This is a genomic window from bacterium, assembly GCA_026708015.1.
GTDB lineage: Bacteria > Actinomycetota > Acidimicrobiia > Acidimicrobiales > Bin134 > Poriferisocius.
Genome location: JAPOVT010000037.1, coordinates 74,620 through 92,645, shown reverse-complemented (window position 1 = coordinate 92,645; position 18,026 = coordinate 74,620). Strand labels below are relative to the sequence as shown.

18 protein-coding genes are annotated in these 18,026 nt (G+C 63.9%); 14 read left to right on the top strand and 4 right to left on the bottom strand.

The features are described 5' to 3' along the window. Positions 1 to 181 precede the first annotated feature (181 nt). Positions 182 to 490: a hypothetical protein gene (locus OXG30_08535; GenBank protein MCY4134945.1), complete on the bottom strand. Its 309-nt coding sequence runs from the start codon at positions 488 to 490 to the stop codon at positions 182 to 184. Positions 491 to 672: 182 nt separating this feature from the next. Between OXG30_08535 and OXG30_08530 the strand changes: the two genes are divergently transcribed. The 4 genes from OXG30_08530 to OXG30_08515 all read left to right on the top strand — a co-directional run bounded on the left by OXG30_08530 (position 673) and on the right by OXG30_08515 (position 3,931). Further along, positions 673 to 1,938: an amidohydrolase family protein gene (locus OXG30_08530; protein MCY4134944.1), complete on the top strand. Its 1,266-nt coding sequence runs from the start codon at positions 673 to 675 to the stop codon at positions 1,936 to 1,938. A 72-nt stretch (positions 1,939 to 2,010) separates the two neighbouring features. Continuing rightward, positions 2,011 to 2,514 carry a hypothetical protein gene (locus tag OXG30_08525; GenBank protein MCY4134943.1) on the top strand — a complete coding sequence of 168 codons (504 nt, stop codon included), beginning with the start codon at positions 2,011 to 2,013 and terminating at the stop codon, positions 2,512 to 2,514. Beyond that, positions 2,487 to 3,218, top strand: coding sequence for a hypothetical protein (locus tag OXG30_08520; protein ID MCY4134942.1), 732 nt, complete (start codon positions 2,487 to 2,489; stop codon positions 3,216 to 3,218). The genes OXG30_08525 and OXG30_08520 overlap by 28 nt, the downstream gene beginning before the upstream one ends. A 125-nt stretch (positions 3,219 to 3,343) precedes the next feature. Beyond that, entirely contained in the window at positions 3,344 to 3,931 is a 588-nt protein-coding gene (locus OXG30_08515) for a hypothetical protein (GenBank protein ID MCY4134941.1), read from the top strand. Here OXG30_08515 and OXG30_08510 read toward each other — a convergent pair. Together OXG30_08510 and OXG30_08505 are read right to left on the bottom strand one after the other, a co-directional pair. Then, complete coding sequence (locus OXG30_08510; GenBank protein MCY4134940.1) at positions 3,880 to 4,824, bottom strand: DNA methyltransferase; 945 nt, start codon at positions 4,822 to 4,824, stop codon at positions 3,880 to 3,882. The genes OXG30_08515 and OXG30_08510 overlap by 52 nt on opposite strands. After that, entirely contained in the window at positions 4,811 to 5,050 is a 240-nt protein-coding gene (locus OXG30_08505) for a hypothetical protein (GenBank protein ID MCY4134939.1), read from the bottom strand. The genes OXG30_08510 and OXG30_08505 overlap by 14 nt, the downstream gene beginning before the upstream one ends. Positions 5,051 to 5,144: 94 nt before the next feature. Between OXG30_08505 and OXG30_08500 the strand changes: the two genes are divergently transcribed. The 6 genes from OXG30_08500 to OXG30_08475 are packed head-to-tail and all read left to right on the top strand — an operon-like array spanning position 5,145 to position 12,494. Beyond that, the gene (locus OXG30_08500; protein ID MCY4134938.1) at positions 5,145 to 5,678 is read left to right on the top strand and encodes a VOC family protein; all 534 of its coding nucleotides are present in this window, start codon (positions 5,145 to 5,147) and stop codon (positions 5,676 to 5,678) included. A 5-nt stretch (positions 5,679 to 5,683) separates the two neighbouring features. After that, a complete protein-coding gene (locus tag OXG30_08495; GenBank protein ID MCY4134937.1) occupies positions 5,684 to 6,067 on the top strand; it encodes a cupin domain-containing protein in 384 nt (127 codons plus the stop codon). 3 nt (positions 6,068 to 6,070) lie between these two features. Continuing rightward, positions 6,071 to 8,170, top strand: a complete 2,100-nt coding sequence (locus OXG30_08490) for a hydantoinase/oxoprolinase family protein (protein ID MCY4134936.1) — start codon at positions 6,071 to 6,073, stop codon at positions 8,168 to 8,170. A gap of 29 nt (positions 8,171 to 8,199) precedes the next feature. Next, a complete protein-coding gene (locus OXG30_08485; protein MCY4134935.1) occupies positions 8,200 to 9,810 on the top strand; it encodes a hydantoinase B/oxoprolinase family protein in 1,611 nt (536 codons plus the stop codon). Continuing rightward, positions 9,803 to 11,302: an AMP-binding protein gene (locus OXG30_08480; GenBank protein MCY4134934.1), complete on the top strand. Its 1,500-nt coding sequence runs from the start codon at positions 9,803 to 9,805 to the stop codon at positions 11,300 to 11,302. The genes OXG30_08485 and OXG30_08480 overlap by 8 nt, the downstream gene beginning before the upstream one ends. 4 nt (positions 11,303 to 11,306) lie before the next feature. After that, a complete protein-coding gene (locus tag OXG30_08475) occupies positions 11,307 to 12,494 on the top strand; it encodes an aromatic ring-hydroxylating dioxygenase subunit alpha (GenBank protein MCY4134933.1) in 1,188 nt (395 codons plus the stop codon). Here OXG30_08475 and OXG30_08470 read toward each other — a convergent pair whose 3' ends face one another. Then, positions 12,495 to 12,893 (bottom strand): hypothetical protein, encoded by a 399-nt coding sequence (locus OXG30_08470; protein MCY4134932.1) that lies wholly within the window; start codon positions 12,891 to 12,893, stop codon positions 12,495 to 12,497. Between the two features lie 187 nt (positions 12,894 to 13,080). Between OXG30_08470 and OXG30_08465 the strand changes: the two genes are divergently transcribed. From OXG30_08465 to OXG30_08450, 4 genes are read left to right on the top strand one after another with little or no spacing between them, the layout of a single operon-like run. Further along, on the top strand, positions 13,081 to 14,373 hold the full coding sequence (locus tag OXG30_08465; protein ID MCY4134931.1) for a hypothetical protein: 1,293 nt from the start codon (positions 13,081 to 13,083) through the stop codon (positions 14,371 to 14,373). Further along, positions 14,370 to 15,986, top strand: coding sequence for an ABC transporter ATP-binding protein (locus OXG30_08460; protein ID MCY4134930.1), 1,617 nt, complete (start codon positions 14,370 to 14,372; stop codon positions 15,984 to 15,986). The genes OXG30_08465 and OXG30_08460 overlap by 4 nt, the downstream gene beginning before the upstream one ends. Further along, positions 15,983 to 17,074: an ABC transporter permease gene (locus tag OXG30_08455; GenBank protein MCY4134929.1), complete on the top strand. Its 1,092-nt coding sequence runs from the start codon at positions 15,983 to 15,985 to the stop codon at positions 17,072 to 17,074. Before OXG30_08460 ends, OXG30_08455 begins: the two co-directional genes overlap by 4 nt. A gap of 4 nt (positions 17,075 to 17,078) precedes the next feature. Next, complete coding sequence (locus OXG30_08450) at positions 17,079 to 18,017, top strand: ABC transporter permease (protein ID MCY4134928.1); 939 nt, start codon at positions 17,079 to 17,081, stop codon at positions 18,015 to 18,017. The last annotated feature ends 9 nt before the right edge of the window (positions 18,018 to 18,026 follow it).

The window sequence follows — 18,026 nt, the reverse complement described above, 5'->3', positions numbered from 1 at the left end:
ATCAATGACATGGTTACCTCCTAATCGAGGTGACCGGCCAAAAGGGGGATGCTCATGCCTTGCTCGATGGCGCTAAGTGTCCAAGCTCGTGCAGCGTCATCGGGCCATCTCCCCACGGCTTCGAGGCAACCCAACGATGCCTGGTAAGCGTGTCTTTCCTCTTTGGCAGTGATCTGCTTTGTCATGGCGAAAGCAGTCTCTTGACGGCCTCGACATACTCTTCAACGTCGTTGGCAACATCTTGAGGATCGAGGTTGCCAGGAGGACCAATATCACCGTAAGCCTTGTGCTTGCGCATGTTGTTTAGGTCAATGAGCAAGTCACCCACATCGGGTAGGCCATGAACCGAGGCAAGTTGCCGAGCTTCTTGTTCTTTCCTGGGGTGACTTCCAGGTCGGGGCAGCCCCAAAATGCAAAGCAGCCGCAACCACGCAAGCTTCGAGACAGTAAAGGCCGCACAAAGACAGGTCAGCCCAATCCACTGGGTCATCCCACGAGGCAAGCACCTTCTCAAGATGGTTCAGTGCTATCTGGAAGGATTCTGCTGCTGTCTGCTCCATTTGGGAATCCCCGCTTCTATTTCGGCGGATCAAATCCAATACGCAATCTACTTGCCGCTGAAGCAAGAGCAGCGACCAATACGGCTCACACTAAGTTGCAATAGTCTGGGGCATGGCCCAAAACCAGGCTGACGAGCGCTACATGATCTTGTCTTCGGACACCCATGCCGGCGCCCAGACCCGAATCTACAAGGAGTTCTTGGATCCCGCCTGGCACGACGAGTTCGACGCCTGGGAGGCGGCCATCACCAATCCGTGGGTCGACCTGCGGGACATGGATGCGGCCAAAGTCAACTGGGACTGCGACGCCCGCACCGCGGCCTGCGACGCCGAGGGCATTACCGGTGAGGTGCTGTTTCCCAACACGCTCACCCCCTTCTACGACATCTTGGTTCACCTTTCCGGCGTGCCCGACACTGCTACCGCCTATGCCCGCCGGTGGGCTGGTCTGCAAGCCCACAATCGCTGGCTGGTGGAGTTCTGCGGATACGAGCCCATACGGCGCAAGGGCCTCATCCAATTGCTGCCCAACGACCTTGACGACGCCATTGCCGAAGTGCGGTGGGCGGCCGAGACCGGGGTGATCGGCGGGGTGATGATCCCCGCCATCCCGCCAAACCATGTGGTCGAGCCGTTCTTCCACCCCCGCTACGACCCGCTGTGGGACGTGTGCAGTTCGTTGGAGATGCCGGTTCACCAGCACATGGGCTCGGGCTGCCCCGATTTGGGGGACGATCCGGTGGCGTGGGGAATCACCATGGCCGAGTACGAGATTTGGCCCAAGCGCACACTTATCCACCTCATTCTGGGCGGGGTGTTCGAGCGTTTCCCCGACCTGCGGGTGGTTTGGACCGAAATGTGGGGGATGCGGTGGGTGCTCGAAGAGCTGAGCCGCATCGACCAGCGGCTCCGCAATATCCAGAGCCAGTACGCCAACGACCCCCGAGTGCTCAACTATGCCCCCACCTTCGGCTCCGACACGGTGGACAGCTTGACGCTGTCGCCCAGCGAATACTGGCAGCGAAATTGCCGCATCGGAGCCTCCATGCTGCCCCGGGCCGAGGTCCAGTACCGCCATGCGGTGGGAGTGGACACCATCATGTGGGGGGCCGACTTCCCCCACGATGAGGGCTCCATCGGCTACACCACCGAAGCGTTGGCCGCCACCATGTGGGACGTGCCGGAAGACGAGTGTCAAAAGATGCTCACCGATGTGGCCGCCGAGCTCTACCGCTTCGATACCGAGGCCCTGGCTCCCATCGCGGCCCGCATCGGCCCCCCGGTGGCCGAGGTTCACACACCGCTAGATGAGCTGCCGGAGTCCAAGAGCCTGTCATTCAACACCGACCCCCCACTTGAATCGGTGATCACCTTCTAATCGCTCCAGCGTCGCTTCATAATTCCTGCTGAGGGGGTGTGTGGGGAGCGTTAGCGTTGCGATGTGGTGGTGATGCTGGGGGATATTGTCGATGAAGAGCTCTTGGCTCGGGCGGTGGCCGATGGCTATGTCTCGGCCCGTAGCGAAGAAGGGCTGATCGTCTACAACTACACGGCAGCTGCGCAGTACTCGGGGACGTGGAACGAAGCGACGCTGGTGTGCCGCGGGCTAATTGCAGATGCCGATGGGAGGGTGGTTGCCCGCCCGTTTGGGAAGTTCTTCAACCATGATGAGCCGCAGGTACCCGTCATGCCCTCGGACGCAACCATGATCGTCACCGAGAAGTGGGACGGGTCGTTGGGCATCCTCTACACGGCTTTGGACGGCACCAAGCGGATCAGCACCCGGGGGTCTACTCGCTCAGACCAGGCGCGGGAAGGGACCCGCATCTGGCGAGAGAAGTATGAGGGTCTGGACTTCGGGCCGGGTGTGACCCCGTTGTTCGAGATCGTCTACCCCTCGAACCGGATCGTTGTGGATTCCGGGGAATGCGCGACCTCGTGCTGTTGGCGGTGATCGACAACGCCACCGGCGCTGATCTGCCCCTTGAACGCTATGACTGGCCGGGCACTCAAGCTGCGCAGATCAGGTTCGAGACTCTGGCCGATCTTGCCGCGCATATGGAACGCCCGCGTCCTAGCGAGGGTATCGAAGAGGGATTCGTGATCCGTTTCGACACCGGTCCCGCCGAGCCACATCCTCGAATCAAAATGAAGTGGGCCGACTACCTGGAACTCCACAAAATCGTTACCGGGTTGACTGGCACTGCCGTTTGGCGGGTTGCCGCGGTTCGCGCCATGGACGAACGAGGAATGCCGGCCAAGCGGATCGCTGCTCGGCTGCACCTGGATCCGTCTGTTGTCGAGGGAATGCTGCGGCAGACCGATGCGGTGAAGGCGCTATTTGAAGTCGTCCCCGATGAGTTCCACGGGTGGATCAAAGGGACACTGGCCCAATTCGAAAAGGAGGCTGCGGCACGTATCGCACTGTGCGAATCGTTGGTGGCCTGCGCTGAGTCCGAATCCGACGGCTCGGACCGCGGGTTCGCGGCAGCCGCCCAGCGGTTTGCCGCTGACAATGGTGTGCATCCTGGAATCCTGTTTGCGTTACGCAGGGGAAAGCCTGAGGCCTACGCCTCCATCTGGTGGGATCTCAAGCCCGACGCCGATTCAGACACTCCTGCCGTCGGTTGGGAGACCCATCCGCCAGTTGCTGGCTGACCGTGCCATTGATGTGGTTGTCGGCACGGACAATGTGAGGTGGCCGTTGGCCGCTGCTACGGTCATCGCCCGTGCCGGTCACTAAACAGAATGTTATTGAACGGTGCTTCAATTCCGAGGTCCGATTGCCCTACGAGCTTCGGCTGCATGACTTCACATCGGCGATGCAGGACGTTTACGACTTCTTTTTCGACGTAAACTCACATTTGACCGACAAAGGCCTGGGACGCTTGGAGGACACGCTGCGGAAGGCCAATCTGTCCGGAACGCTTTCTGACATGGTCACGGCCAGTCTGGCCAAGCATTCCAGAGTCCTGACCCAGAATCGCTATCACAACGGACACCCTGATCTGATCGTGCAGAGTAGGTTCGCCAACGACTCAGTGAAAGCTGGGGATGAGGGTGTCGAAATCAAGACAACCGTGAAGAAGGGTGGGGCAGTCGACACCCACGGAGCGCGAGAGCAGTGGCTCTGCGTCTTTGTCTACGAAGTCGACAACAAGACTGAGCCAGCCATTGATCGCCGACCGCTGAGGTTCACCGAGGTGTATCTCTCGCATGTGCAGATCGACGACTTCCGAAGGAACGAACGAGGCGAGTTAGGCACACGAACGGCAACTCTCCACAGGGAAGGCATTCAGAAGCTGCGAGGCAACTGGGTCTACCTCGATGCGGGGTCAGTAGACGACACCGAGCCGATGCAGGGTTCGTAGTCCCTCAGCAACGGGATGGCAGCCTCGGCGAGCCGCAGATATTCGGGATCGGACTCCACCCCAGCGCTCGCGTAGCCGAGGCGTTCGGCCGCTGCGATTGTGGAACCCGATCCTGCAAATGGATCGAGAACGACGCCCTCACCCATCGGCAAGATTGCACGTACTACTTGGCGCAGAAAGGCCTGAGGCTTGAGGCTCGGGTGCGGGGCTAGTTGCCTTTCGTCGGGCCGGGTCGGAGCGGATGTGATGACATCGCCGAAGGGTCGATCTTGCGAGACGCGCCGCAGTCCCCCAGTGCCCCACCTGCGCAAGTTGTCCTGCACTCGCCCTTCAAGCGGCTTGCGGAACAGCAGCCACGGTTCCCACTTAGACCTTGGCATAACGGTCACGTCAGAAAACTCTTCGTGGGCGTTCTTCGGCCGGTCGCCACCCCGCATTGTCATCACAAGCCTGACTACCTCTCCCCGCCTCTCGAAACCCGAATGGCACACCGCAACTGCCACCCGATGCGAAAGGAGGGGATTCGACGCGACAAGCACATGGGCACCAGGCACCAGCACACGAAGAAGGGCGTCAGCCCAAGTGGAGAAGAAGCGATCCAAGGCATCTAGATCCGAGGGCGTCAGCGTGGTGAATCTGGGCACTGGGGAACGCTGATGGCCGTCGAAGGCAGGCGGGAGGCGCCAAACGCCCCCACGACCGCGACGAAGTTTCCGCTGTTGGTCCGGCTGGTATTCAACAAGCCCATAGGGAGGGTCGGTGACGACACCATGGACCGAGTTTGAGGGCTGGTCAGCCAGCCAGTCCAGGCAGTCGCCATGAAATAGGGTTGCCCGGCCTATCTGGAAGGCCGCGGGCCACGCCGAACCGAATACGGCCTCAGCTGAGCTCATAGACGCCACGCTGTACTCTTCTGAACTGCTTGGCTGGCCCTGTGTTGAGATTGAGATAGCTGCGAACCGACGACTCTGCGACCGTAGTTCCAAGTTGAGCTTCAACTGCGGCATGGATGTCCTTCACACTCATCGCACTTCCGGCATCGGTCAGAGCATCGCCAACGGCGTCGCGCACCTGACCAGGCCTCAGGCGATTCTGTTTGGAGGGGGAAGCAACGACCACGGAGCAACCGTAGACGTCTAGACGTCAAAAGTGGTGGACCACGCGACCGCGAAACCAGCATACGAAAGTGGAGTGACGCTTCAACTCAGCGACGATGGGTTTCGAGGGGTTGGCTACGCTGGGGGCTGATGAGAAGGATCACCTCATGATCACGGGGATGAACCATGCGGTGCTGTATGTGCGCGATGCCCGGCGCCAGCAGCAGTTCTATGCCGATGTGCTGGGGTTCGAGACCATCATCGACGAACCGGGGCAGTTCGTGTTCATGCGGGCCCCGGCGTCGGAGAACCACCACGACATTGCCTTTTTCTCCATTGGCGACGGGGCAGAGCCGTCGTCGGCGGGCCGCCGGTCGGTGGGGATGTACCACATCGCCTGGGAGGTACCGACCCTGGAGGAGTTGGTCGACATCCGCCAGCGGCTAGTGGATGCGGGCGCTCTCTACGGCGAGAGCGACCACGGAGCCAACAAAAGCCTTTACGCCAAAGACCCAGACGGACTGGAGTTCGAGGTGATGTGGCTGGTGCCGGCCGAGCATTGGGGCGACGAGGAGAACGAGGCCATCATCCGGCCGCTGAATCTTGCTGAGGAGCAGCGCCGCTTTGCCGCGTTGGCCGCGGACGACTGACCGCCATGAACTTCACCAACCAGTACTGCTACTTCTACGAAGACGACCTGTTCGTGGACACCGATCGGGATGGCTTCCGTCGGCGGGTCATAACCGGAGACGGCCTTCAGCTCTGCTTTTGGCGCATCGCCGGTGGGGCCACTGGGTCGTTCCTGCACCGCCATGAAGACCACGAACAGCTCGGCATTATCGTTCGAGGCAAGCTCGACTTCCGCATCAACGACGATCCCGACAGCACCGAGCGGGTGGTGCTGGGCGAGGGCGAGGCCTATATCGCGCCCAAGGGGGTGTGGCACGGTGACTCGGTGTTCATCGGCGATGACGAGTACGGCGAGTGCTGGATACTCGACGTGTTCGCCCCGCCCCGCGACGACCTGCTCGCAGGCTAATCAATGTCCGACTGGCGGCTGGCCGTTGACATCGGGGGGACGTTCACCGATGCGGTGCTGTTGGACGCCGCCACCGGTGAGGTAACTGTCAACAAGGCCCTCACTACCCCGGCCGCCCCCCTCGAAGGGGTACAGGCCGCGGTGGGCCAGCTCTTGCGGCGAGCTGAGGTAGCTCCCGGAGAGATCACTGCTCCCATCGTCCACGCCACCACGCTCATCACCAATGCCCTCATTGAGAATAAGACCGGTCGGGCCGCCCTGGTCACCACCACCGGTTTCGGCGACACCCTGTTGATCCGCGACGAGCACCGCTACGACATGTACGACCTCCAGATCGAGTTTCCCGATCCGCCCATCAGCCGGGAGCTCACTTTCGAGATCGACGAGCGCACCGCGGCCACCGGGGAGGTGCTGGTGGTTCCGTCGGCGGCCAGCATGGCCGCGCTGGTGCGAGGGCTGGAGGCCGCCGACGTCGAATCGGTGGCGGTATGCCTGCTCAACTCCTACGTCAACCCGGCCAACGAGCGGCTTCTGGCTGATGAGCTGCGCCGGGAGCTGGGAGTGCCAGTGTGCGCTTCGGCCGATATCTCGCCGCAGATCAGGGAGTACCCCCGCATGATCACCGCGGCCTGCAACGCGGCAACCATGCCCATCATTGGCCCGTATCTGGACGAGCTTCAGAAGTGGCTGTCAGCCGAGGGGTTCGGCGGTTCGGTGCTGATGATGCTGTCCAATGGCGGGGTGGTGTCGGCCGATGACGCTGCTGCCGCCCCGATCCGGCTGGTGGAATCTGGACCGGCCGCCGGCGCTCTGGCCGCCCGGTGGTTTGCCCGCCGCATGGGGGAGGAGAGATTGCTGGCCTTCGACATGGGGGGCACTACCGCCAAGGCTGCCCTGGTGGAGGAGGGAGAGCCAGCGCTCACCAACACCTTCGAGGTGGCCCGGCGGTACCGGTTCAAGAAGGGGTCGGGCTTTCCGGTGTCGGTGCCCTCGGTCGACTTGGTGGAGATCGGCGCGGGGGGCGGCAGCCTGGCCCACCTCGACCAGTTCGGCCTGCTCAAGGTGGGTCCTGAGTCGTCGGGGGCCGATCCTGGTCCGGCGTGCTACGGCCAGGGCGGCGATCAACCGGCGGTGACCGACGCCGACGTGGTGTTGGGCCTGCTAGACCCCGATGCCTTTCTGGGTGGCGACATGCCCTTGGATGCCGGGCTGGCGCAGTCCGCCGTCGAGACCTTGGCCGATGGTCTGGGCCTCTCGATCACCGACACCGCGGCAGGGATGTACGAGGTGGTCAGCCAGAACATGGCCGCCGCCGCCCGCATGCACGCGGTAGAGCGGGGGGTGGATCTGCGGGGGGTCACCGTGCTGGCTTTCGGAGGGGCCGGGCCGCCCCACGCCTGCCGGGTAGCCGAGCTGCTGGACTCGGATCGTGTGGTGTTCCCGATCAACGCCAGCGTGCTGTCGGCGTTCGGGACCCTGGTGTCGCCGGTGCGCATCGACCTCGCCCGATCCATGCCAGTGAAGCTGGCCGAGCTGGCACCCACGGAGCGGGACGGTCTGCTGGAGGAGCTGCGGGAAGAGGGCCGCCGGGTGCTGCTCAGCGCCGGCGTGCCCGAGGCCGACATCAGGTTCCGCTACGGCATCGACGCCCGCTACACCGGCCAGGGCAATGAGATCACCGTCTGGGTGGGAGAAGGGGATACCTGGTCGGCCTCCGAAGACGAGGTGGTGGGGGCGTTCGAGTCGGAATACCGCCGCATCTACGGCATGACCATCGACGACGTGGCCATTGAGGTTGTCACCTGGCGCCTGTCAGCCCGAGCCGACCCGGCCGAAATAGCTGATGCCGAATCGCCGCCGACCGCCGCCAACCGCTCTCCTAAGCCAGTATCCACCCGCACGGCAGTATTCGGCCGAGAGGAAGACGCGATCGAAGTCCCGGTTTACCGCAGGGCCGACCTGGCGATCGGCATGTCCTTTGCTGGCCCAGCTTTGGTGGAGGAGCGGGAGACGACGTCGATCATTCGTCCCGGATGGGAGGTATCGGTTTCTTACGACGCTTGTCTCGTCGCGGTTCGCGATCAAAAACCGCCTCCCAAATAACGATCTCAGCGAGAAACCAGAGCAGCTCTATGAATAAGACCACAACAAGCCCAAAGAAAGCCTCCGCTTACGATCCTATTCAACTTGAAATCCTGTGGCAGTCGCTCATCTCGGTGGTGAACGAGCAGGCCCGGGCGCTCCAGCGGGCCGCATTCAGCCCCATCGTGCGCGAGGCCGGCGATCTGGCCAACGCAGTGTTCGACAAGCGGGGGCGCATGGTGGCCCAGGCGGTGACCGGCACCCCCGGTCACATCAACTCCCTGGCCATTGGCGCGGCCAACATGCTCGATGAGTTCCCCCCTGAGGCCCTCGAGCCCGGCGACGTGCTGGTTACCAACGACCCCTATCTCACTGCGGGCCAGCTGTTGGACGTGACCGTGCTGGTTCCGGTGTGGCGTGCTCCGGCCGCCGGGGGCGCCCCTGTGCCCATCGCCTACTTCGGTTCCACCATTCACCACACCGACGTGGGCGGCTACGGCATCGGCGCGGGGGCCCGGGACTGCTTTGAAGAGGGACTGTGGATCCCCATCTGCAAGCTCATGAAGCGCGGCGAGCGCAACGAGGACGTGTGGAAGTTCATCTTGTCCAACGTCCGCCAACCCGACCACATGGCTGGCGACCTGCACGCCCAGATGGCATCGGGGGAGGTGGGCGCCCAGCGGCTGGCCTCCCTATGCAACGCCTACGACCTCGACGACATCGAGGAGTTGGCCGATGAGATCATCGACCGATCCGAGGCAGCCACCCGGGCTAGTATCGCCGAGTTGCCCGCCGGTGAGTACCAGGCCGACGCGGTACTGGATCTGGCCGACGGCAGCCGCATCGACATTGTGTGTTCGTTGCGGGTGGACCCCGATGTCGGGGAGATCATGGTGGACTACGGCGGCACGTCGGAGGCCAGCCCGTGGGGCATCAACGTGGTCCGCAACTACACCCACGCTTACACAACGTTCACGGTGCGCTCGGTGCTGAACCCGGAGATTCCCAACAACCATGGCAGCCTGGCCCCGATCAAGATGACCGCCCCCGAGGGGTCAATCGTGAACGCGGTCCTGCCCCAGCCGGGCACCGCCCGCCACGTGGTTGGGATGTTCTTGCCCAACGCCCTGCTCAAGGCCCTGGCCCAGGTCAAGCCGGATGAGTCCATGGCCGAGGGGGCGGGCGCGGTCTGGACCATGCAGGTGAGCGGCAACCACGACGACGGCACCCCGTTCATCACCGCCATGTTCACCTACGCCGGAGGGGTGGGAGCCCGGGCGTCCAAGCCGGGCTTGGACGCCTGCTCCTATCCCACGGGGGTGAGCGCGGTGCCCATCGAGGTGGTGGAGGCCTCTGCACCGGTGCGCTTTTCTCGCAAATCACTGCGCCCCGGCTCTGAGGGGCCGGGGGCCCAGCCCGGCGGCAAGGGCCAGACCATCGAGTTCAGCGTGGACACCTCCCAACCTTGGCTGCTCAACGCGGTGACCAGCCGCCTGTCCGACCCGCCGAAAGGCATCTTCGGCGGCGGCCCCGGAGAGGCGGGTTCGTTCCAAGTGAACGGCGAGCCGGTTACCACCCAGAGTCGGATCACCCTCGACCCCGATGATGTCGTGCGCCTCGACCTTCCCGGCGGCGGAGGCTACGGACCTCCCAGTGACTGATCCGGTCGCCTTCTCGTCCGTTTGGGAACGAGCGGTTGAACGTGGTGGCGATGCCGCCTTTCTGATTTTCGAGCGGCCCGACGGGACCACAGCTTCCTGGACCTATGAGCAGTTCGACGCCACCATCGCTGGTGTTGCCGCCGGACTGATCCAGCGGGGGGTGGCTCCCGGCGATTCAGTACATCTGGCGCTGACCAACACCCCGGCATTCGTGGCCCTGTGGCTGGCCGCCAACCGGCTGGGGGCGTGGATCGTGCCGTCCGATCCCATGGGCAAGGCACCGGAGTTGGCCGACCACATCGAGCGCACTCGGCCCAAGGCCGGCTATTGCGCTACCAGTCGAGCCGATGTCTACCGCCAGGCTGCCGAAGTGAGTCCCGATTTTGCCATCACCGAGCTGGACGAAGCCAGCGCCAGCCTTGATGCGCTGATTGGGAATGCCCGGGTGGATTGGCCCGCAGTGGATATTCGGGACCGCGCCGCGGTGATGTTCACTTCGGGGACCACCGGGCGTCCAAAGGGGGTGGAGATTACCCAGGCCAACTACGCCTTTTGCGGACAGGTCATGGCCAAGCGGGCCGATCTGGCCCCTGACGACCGCCAGTTGGTGGTGCTGCCCCTGTTCCACGCCAATGCCCAGTACTACTCCTTCGCCTCGGCCATCTGGACAGGGGCCTCAGTGGCGCTGATGCCCTCCTTTACTGCCAGCGGGTTTCTGGCCCAGGCCGCCCGCCATCACGCCACCTGCGCCAGCCTATTCGCCGCCCCGATGCGGATGATCCTGGCCCGAGGCACCCCGGTCAACGGTGTCGGGCTTCGCCACTGCTGGTACGCCCAGAACATTGCCGACGATCAGTACGAAACCCTGGCCGCTTGGTTCGGATGCCGGCCCCGCCAGCTCTACGGCATGACCGAGACCATCCCCGCCGTGCTTACCGAGCCGGCCGACAACCCCGTGCCGTTCTCCATGGGAGAGGTCACCCCCGGCTGCCAGGTGATCGTGCGCGACGGCGAAGTACTGGTCGGGGGACAGCCCGGCTCGACGCTGTTCGCCGGCTACCTGGACGATCCAGAAACCACCGCGGCCTCGTTCACAAACGACGGCTGGTTCCGCACCGGCGACCGAGCCCGCGTCGAAGTTGATGGACGCCACTACTTCGACGGCCGGCACTCCGATGTGCTCAAAGTGGCGGGGGAAAACGTCTCCATTGTGGAGGTGGAGTCGGTGCTGGCCAGCCACCCCGCGGTATTGGAAGCCGCGGTGGTGGGCGCGCCCGACCCGATACGCGACGAGGTGCCGGTGGCCTTTGTGGTCCCCGCCGACCACGCCACACCCCCAACCCATGAAGATCTGTCGTCTTGGTGCCAAGAGCGGCTGGCCAAGGCCAAACTCCCCCGGTCGTTTACGCTGATGGACGAGCTGCCTCGAACCAGCGTGGGAAAAATCCGCAAATTCCTGCTACGACAAGAGGCGGAGGCGACAAGGGGGTGACCACATGACCATGTTGACCAACGATTTGTTGGTGTCGTTCGACGATTCCATCACTGATGTCGCCACCGCGGTCACCCTTCCCCCCGAGATCTACACCTCAGAGGAGTTCCTGTCCTTTGAGCGTCAGGCGCTGTTTGAGCACGAGTGGTGCTGCGTGGGGGTGGCCAGCCGCATTCCCGAAACGGGCGACTGGTTCACCGCCACGGTGAGCACCGAGCCCGTGATCGTGGCCCGCCAGCGAGACGGTGGCATCGCGGCGTTCTCAGCCATCTGCCGCCACCGCGGTATGCAGGTGGTGGAGGGGGAGGGCAACAGCCGCTCCTTCCGGTGTCCGTACCACCACTGGAGCTACCGGCTGGACGGCCGACTGATGGGTGCCCCGGCCATGGAGCAAACCGAGGGCTTCGACAACGACGACTGGGGCCTGCCCAATCTGGCGGTTGAACTGTGGCACGGGTTCATATTTGTCAACTTCAATCCCGACGCTTCACCCTTGGCTCCCACCTTGGAGCGGTACGAGCCGTACCTCACCAACTACGAGCTCGACAACTGCGTTTGTCCGGGCACCTTCACGCTCGAAGACCTGCCCTGGAACTGGAAGGTCATGTTCGAGAACTTCAACGACGGTTACCACGCCAACCGCCTCCACCAGGTGATCCAAGACTTCTGCCCCTCAGAGATGGCCCGGTTCCCAGTGCCCTGGTCGGACGACTCCAACGTGATCTTCCGGGAGAACGGCTACACCCACATCGACGGCGGGTTCAACGCCACCCGCAAGGCCCTGCTGCCGGTGTTCCCACAGCTCACCGAGGAGGAGCGGTGGCGGTCGACGTTCGCCTTGATCCCGCCCACCCTCTGCTTCGGCACCGCCCCCGACCAAGCATTCTTCTTCATCGTGCGACCCAAATCGGCCGAGACCATCGATGTGGAGATCGGCTACCTGCTGCATCCCAGCGCGCTGGAGCACCCAATGTTCGACCACCTCTTCCAAGCCAGCGACGAGGGAGTGCAGGTGTTCGTGGCCCAAGACCAAGACGCCACCACCAAGGTCCAGCGGGGCCTGCGGTCCCGCTTTGCGGTGCGGGGCCGCTACTCCTGGCAGGAGGAAAGCCACGTGCAATTCAACCGCTGGTTGGTGCAGCGCTACCGCCGGCACTGGCCGGCGGGCACGGCAGTTTCTGACGGGGCCTGACTATTGGGACGGCTGGGCCGATGCTGCTTCGGCGTCGGCTCGGCCCTCTAGGCGACCCACTCGGCGGACCAAGTCCATAACGACCTCGGTCAGCTTGTCGATTCGCTCATGGAGATGGGCGAATCCCCTGTGCATTTCTTCTCGGAGTTGGGTGTCGCCGTTCTTTATTTCTTCTCGGAGTTGGGTGTCGCCGTTCTTTATTTCTTCTCGGAGTTGGGTGTCGCCGTTCTTTATTTCTTCTCGGAGTTGGGTGTCGCCGCTCTGTATGGCTTCTGCCACCTGGGCAAATCCCCTCTGCGTTTCTTTTCGGTGGAGGGCGAGGTCGGCGCGTCGGCCTCGGTCGAGGTAGAGCATCAGGGTGATGATTACCCCCAGCAGGGCGAGAATGGTTTGGTCCACGAGGTTCTCCTCATCTAGTCCAGGCGGTTTGCTGAGGGAAGATTTAGGGCCAGCCTACCGCACAGGGTGACAGATCCAACTGCGACCATCGGGGAGGGCGAAGGTCAGTAAGACGAGGACAAGATGGTGCGAGTAGGCTGCTGAACGTCAACTGGGCCGAATGGCCCGACATCGCAGGAGGGGAACGATGACGAGACGACTTACCCGCAAACTGATACTGATGGCCGCGCTGCTGTCGGTGCTGGCCTTGGTGGCCGCTGGCTGTGGCAACGACGACGATGACGACGGCGGCGCTGCGGTTGAGGCGCCTGCGCCAGAGCCCGAGCCCACTGAAGCCCCCGAGCCGGAGCTGATGGACGAGGAGCCCATGGACGACGAGCCGGAGCCCGAACCCGAGCCGATGGACGACGAGCCGGAACCCGAACCCGAGCCGATGGACGACGAGCCGGAACCCGAACCTGCACCCACTGAGCCGCCGATTGACATGGAGCTGCAAGCGCTGCTGGATACCTTCGACGCCAACGGCGACGGCACCCTCACCATCGGGGTTGCGGCCGCGGGGCCACGCGACGACCAGGGTTACTACCAGTCGCTGGTGGACTTCGCCGAGGAGTTCTCCGCGGCCAACGGGTTCGCCCCGCCCATCGTGAGCGACAACATCGGTGCCGCCGAAGCCGCTCAGGCCATGGCTGATCTGGCTGCCCAAGGCGTCGATGTAGTCTTGGTGGGCGCCAGTGAGATCGCCGAGCCCCTGGCAGACCTCACCGAGCAGTACCCCGACATCTTCTGGTACTGCAACTGCGGGGCCGGATACCCGGAGACCCCTGGATTGGCTCAGGCCACCGACTGGGGCGCTCCTATCCACTACACCGCTGGTGTGGCCATGGGCGCGGCGTTGCAGGATCACGACGGGGATACCGCGGTGTTCCTGGGCTGCTGCGACCTGGGCTTCGAGAAGGAGGCCTATAACGCCACCGTGTACGGTCTTCAGTCGGTGGACCCGTCGTTCACCATGGAGTATGTGGCTACCGGCGCGTTCCCGTTTGACTTCGACAACTCGGCCAACGCCACAGCCGCGCTCACCAACGCCATCGCCGAAGGCGCCACATTGGCCTATGCCTACTTGGGCGGAGCGCTGAACCCGGTCGGCCAGCTGGCCACCGACGAGGGCATCGCGGTATTCGCGGCCGGTCCTGGTGACATCTGCTCTCGCGATGATGGGATCAACTGGACAGGCTCGATCGTGTTCGATGCTGGCCGTTATGCCCGGATCGTGTTGCCTTTGATCATTGATGGCGAGCTGACCGAGGGTTCGACCTTCCAGTTCCCAACCGCGCCGGGCCTCAATGGCGGCGAGCTGTGCGATCCCTCGGCAGAGGGAGAAGCACTGCTGGCCGATGCCTTCGATGCAGTAGCCACCGATGGCGAGCTGCTCGGCGTGCTCGGCGGAATCTCCGGGGCCGCCTACGGCGGCGGGTGACCGACGCAACGACCGAATTGACAGGCGCCGGGGGGTCTGACCCCTCGGTGCCTGCGGTCGAACTCGTCGGCATCACCAAGCGCTTCGGGGGGATCGTCGCCTGCGATCAAGTTGACTTGACCCTGTACCGGGGCCGCATCCACGGCATCCTGGGCGAGAACGGAGCAGGCAAGTCCACGCTGATGAAGGTGCTCATCGGCCTCGTGCTGCCTGATGCCGGGTCGATCCGCATCGACGGCCTGCCCCGCACCATTCACGACCCTATAGCCGCGGCCGCTCTGGGAATCGCCATGGTCCATCAGCACTTCAGCCTGGTCGACCAGCTCTCGGTGTGGGAGAACGTCGCCCTGGGTGAGGAGGGACGGCTGAAGTCGGCGGGCGTGCGCGACCGGGTGGCGGCCATCAGCCAGCAGTATGGCCTGGAGATCGATCCCGACGCCCGAGTGGGCGAACTTACCACCGGTCTGCGCCAAAGGGTGGAGATCATCAAGTGCCTGCGCCGCGACCCCCACATCCTGGTGTTCGACGAGCCCACCTCGGTGCTCACTCCCGAGGAGTCAGAGGAGCTCTTCGGCACGCTGAGAGAGGTGGTGGCCGCTGAAGGCCGAGCCGTGGTGCTGGTCAGCCACAAGCTGGACGAGGTGCTGCACGCCACCGACGAGATCACCATCATGCGCCAAGGCCGGGTGGTGGATCACCGGCCCACGCAGGAGGCCGATGCCCGCAGTTTGGCCCGGGCCATGGTGGGACGGGAGGTGTCGCTGCGTTCAGAGCGAGCCGCCTTCGGCCTTGCTGAAATCGAGGCGGCCGACGGGAAATCCGCCGTCGACCCTGAAGACCCCCGACTCACCGGCCCGGCAGTCTTGGATGAGCCGGTGATGCGAATCGAAGGAGTCACCGTACGGGGCCGGGGCGGGGCGCGGCTGCTGGACGACATCAGCCTGGACCTTCGAGCGGGCGAGATCGTGGGTGTGGCCGGCGTGGAGGGCAACGGGCAGCGGACCTTGGGCGACCTCCTGTCCAGCCTCGTCCCGCTGGATGCCGGACGGGTGGTGGTCAACAACGCGGAGGTGCCTACCGGCTCGCCGGGGGCCATGGCCAAAGCCGGAGTGGCGGTGATCCCCGAAGACCGCCATGACTCCGGGGTGGTCTTGGACATGACCGTGGCCGAGAACCTGCTCATCGTGGACCCTCACCGGGTGGCCCGCCATGGTGTCATGGACAAGGCTCGATCCACCGAAACGGCTCAGCAGATGATCGAGGAATTCGACATCGGCTGTTCCGGACCCGACGCTCCGCTGTGGTCGCTGTCGGGAGGAAACCAACAGCGGGTAGTGCTGGCCCGCGAGTTGGCTGCCGAGCCTGATGTGCTGGTGGCGGCACAGCCCACTCGAGGACTGGATGTGGGGGCGATTGAGTACATGACCGATCGACTGCGCCAGACAGCGGTTGACGGTGTGGCCGTGCTGTTGATCTCCAGCGAGTTGGAGGAGATTCTCGAGCTGGCCGACCGCATCGTGGTCATGTCTCGGGGCCGCATTGTGGGTGAGCTGTCCCACACCGACGCCAACCTCGAATCCCTTGGAATGTTGATGGGCGGAAGCAGCGAATGACTAGAGGCGCCCGGCTGACCGAGTGGGTGGCCCTTTACGCCCTCAGCGTTGCCGTGGCCCTAGCCCTGGCCAGCGTGATTGTGGAGGCCACCGGAGGCGACTGGTGGCCGGTGGTACAGGCCTTGGTGGACGGAAGCATCATGGCCCCCGGCCGGTGGGGAGGGACTCTGGGAATCGCGGCGCCCCTGCTCTTGGTGGCCTTGGGCACAGTGATCTCGTCTAAAGCCGGCTTGATAAACATCGGCCAAGAGGGCCAATTGCTGATAGGTGCGGCAGTAGCGGTGTATTTCAGCTTCCGCATCGGCGGCCCCGGCCCGCTCAACGTTGTGCTGCTGCTCTTGTTCGGTGCGTTGGGCGGGGCAGCTTGGGCCTCCATATCCGGATTGCTGCGGTTTTGGCGGGGGGTGCCCGAGGTTCTGAGCACCCTGCTGTTGGTGTTTGTCGCCCTTCAGGCGGTGGGGTACGGCTTGAAGTGGCAGTGGCTGCTGCTGGCCGATGAGGCCAGTCGCGGCAACCGCAATCTGGTGAGCGAGCAGCTGGCCAAGGACAACCGGATTCCACGTCCGGACATATTCGGCAACGAGTTTCCCATCACCGTCTATGTGGCGGTGGCTCTGGCTTTGGCGGTGGCCTACGTGCTGGCCCGCACCGTATGGGGTTTTCGGCTGCGGATGCTGGGCCACAATCCCCGAGCCGCCCAGCGGGCCGGGGTGTCGTCCACGGTCTATGGAGCGTCGGCATTGGCGATAGGCGGGGCCTTTGCCGGCTTGGCCGGGGCAGCCATGTTCGCCGGCGGAGGATTCTCGTTCGGCAACTACCGGTTGGTGCCCGGCTTCTCCGACAACATCGGTTGGACCGGCCTCTTGGTGGCTCTGTTGGCCCGAGAGCGGGCGTTGCCCGCGGTGGTGGCTGCATTTGTGTTTGCCGGACTGCGGAACGGGGCGGGCTTCGTGAACAGCACCGGGGTGCAGAGTCGGATCACCGATGTAGTGCAGGGGCTCTTGGTGCTGGCCCTGCTGGTGCCCCCCGCGGTGGTCTTCCTGCGGGATCGGCGCCGGGCGCGGGCTGCGGCAACGGAGAGGGTGTGATGCGGTGCTGATCGACTTCTTCTCCGCGGTGGGCGACGTGCTGTCCAGCGAGTCCACCTATATCAACGGCGCGCTGTTTGCCGCGCTGCTGGCCTTCGCGGCCACCGGGGAGTGGGTGGCCGAGCGATCCGGCACCTTGAACATCTCGGTGGAGGGAATGCTGCTGAGCGGGGCCTTCGCGGGGATTCTGGGGTATCACATTTCGGATTTGATCGTGGTGGGCTTGGTGTTCGGTGTGATCGGCGGACTGCTGATCGCTGCCGTGCAGGCCGAGATGAGCCATCGGCTTACCGCCGACCAGTTTGTGGTGGGCCTCACCCTCAACATCTTGGTGTTCGGTTTGGTTGGGTTCTTGGATCGAGAGATTGAGCCCCAGGCCCTTCGGGCCTCAACAGTGGAGATCCCCATCCTGGTGGACATTCCCCTGCTCGGGAAGGCGTTGTTCGGGGAGCCGTGGCCGTTCTACCTCCTCTATGCGTTGGTGCCGCTCTCTTGGTGGCTGGTGTACCGCACCCGATGGGGGCTGGAGTTGCGGGCCGCGGGGGAGAATCCGCAGTCGGCTGACGTGAGCGGCATCGATGTGAACCGCCGCCGTCGCCAGTCCATCTACTATGCCGGGTTCACGTCCGGGTTGGGCGGGGCCTATTTCCTGTTCGCTCGGATCGCCGCGTTCGACGACTCGGTCATCGGCGGCCAGGGATTCATCGCCATCGCCGCGGTGATCTTCGGGGGCTGGACCCTATGGGGCACCATGGCCGGTTGCGTGCTGTTCGCCGGGGCTCTCTCCTTCCAGCTGTCGCTGCAAGGTCTGGGCTATGAGCTGAACACCGAGCTATTGCAGGCTCTGCCCTACCTGGTGACCCTTGGAGCCATGGCTATCTTCGCCAAACGGGTGCGACCGCCCGCCGCCTTGGCCCGACCGTTCATCCGCGGCCTGAAATAGATGGAGGAG

Bases quoted from the DNA above. Each gene is read 5' to 3' on its own strand.
- OXG30_08535 (MCY4134945.1), bottom strand. From the start codon at position 490: ATGACCCAGTGGATTGGGCTGACCTGTCTTTGTGCGGCCTTTACTGTC.
- OXG30_08530 (MCY4134944.1), top strand. From the start codon at position 673: ATGGCCCAAAACCAGGCTGACGAGCGCTACATGATCTTGTCTTCGGAC.
- OXG30_08525 (MCY4134943.1), top strand. From the start codon at position 2,011: ATGCTGGGGGATATTGTCGATGAAGAGCTCTTGGCTCGGGCGGTGGCC.
- OXG30_08520 (MCY4134942.1), top strand. From the start codon at position 2,487: ATGCGCGACCTCGTGCTGTTGGCGGTGATCGACAACGCCACCGGCGCT.
- OXG30_08510 (MCY4134940.1), bottom strand. From the start codon at position 4,824: ATGAGCTCAGCTGAGGCCGTATTCGGTTCGGCGTGGCCCGCGGCCTTC.
- OXG30_08500 (MCY4134938.1), top strand. From the start codon at position 5,145: ATGGGTTTCGAGGGGTTGGCTACGCTGGGGGCTGATGAGAAGGATCAC.
- OXG30_08495 (MCY4134937.1), top strand. From the start codon at position 5,684: ATGAACTTCACCAACCAGTACTGCTACTTCTACGAAGACGACCTGTTC.
- OXG30_08490 (MCY4134936.1), top strand. From the start codon at position 6,071: ATGTCCGACTGGCGGCTGGCCGTTGACATCGGGGGGACGTTCACCGAT.
- OXG30_08485 (MCY4134935.1), top strand. From the start codon at position 8,200: ATGAATAAGACCACAACAAGCCCAAAGAAAGCCTCCGCTTACGATCCT.
- OXG30_08475 (MCY4134933.1), top strand. From the start codon at position 11,307: ATGACCATGTTGACCAACGATTTGTTGGTGTCGTTCGACGATTCCATC.
- OXG30_08465 (MCY4134931.1), top strand. From the start codon at position 13,081: ATGACGAGACGACTTACCCGCAAACTGATACTGATGGCCGCGCTGCTG.
- OXG30_08455 (MCY4134929.1), top strand. From the start codon at position 15,983: ATGACTAGAGGCGCCCGGCTGACCGAGTGGGTGGCCCTTTACGCCCTC.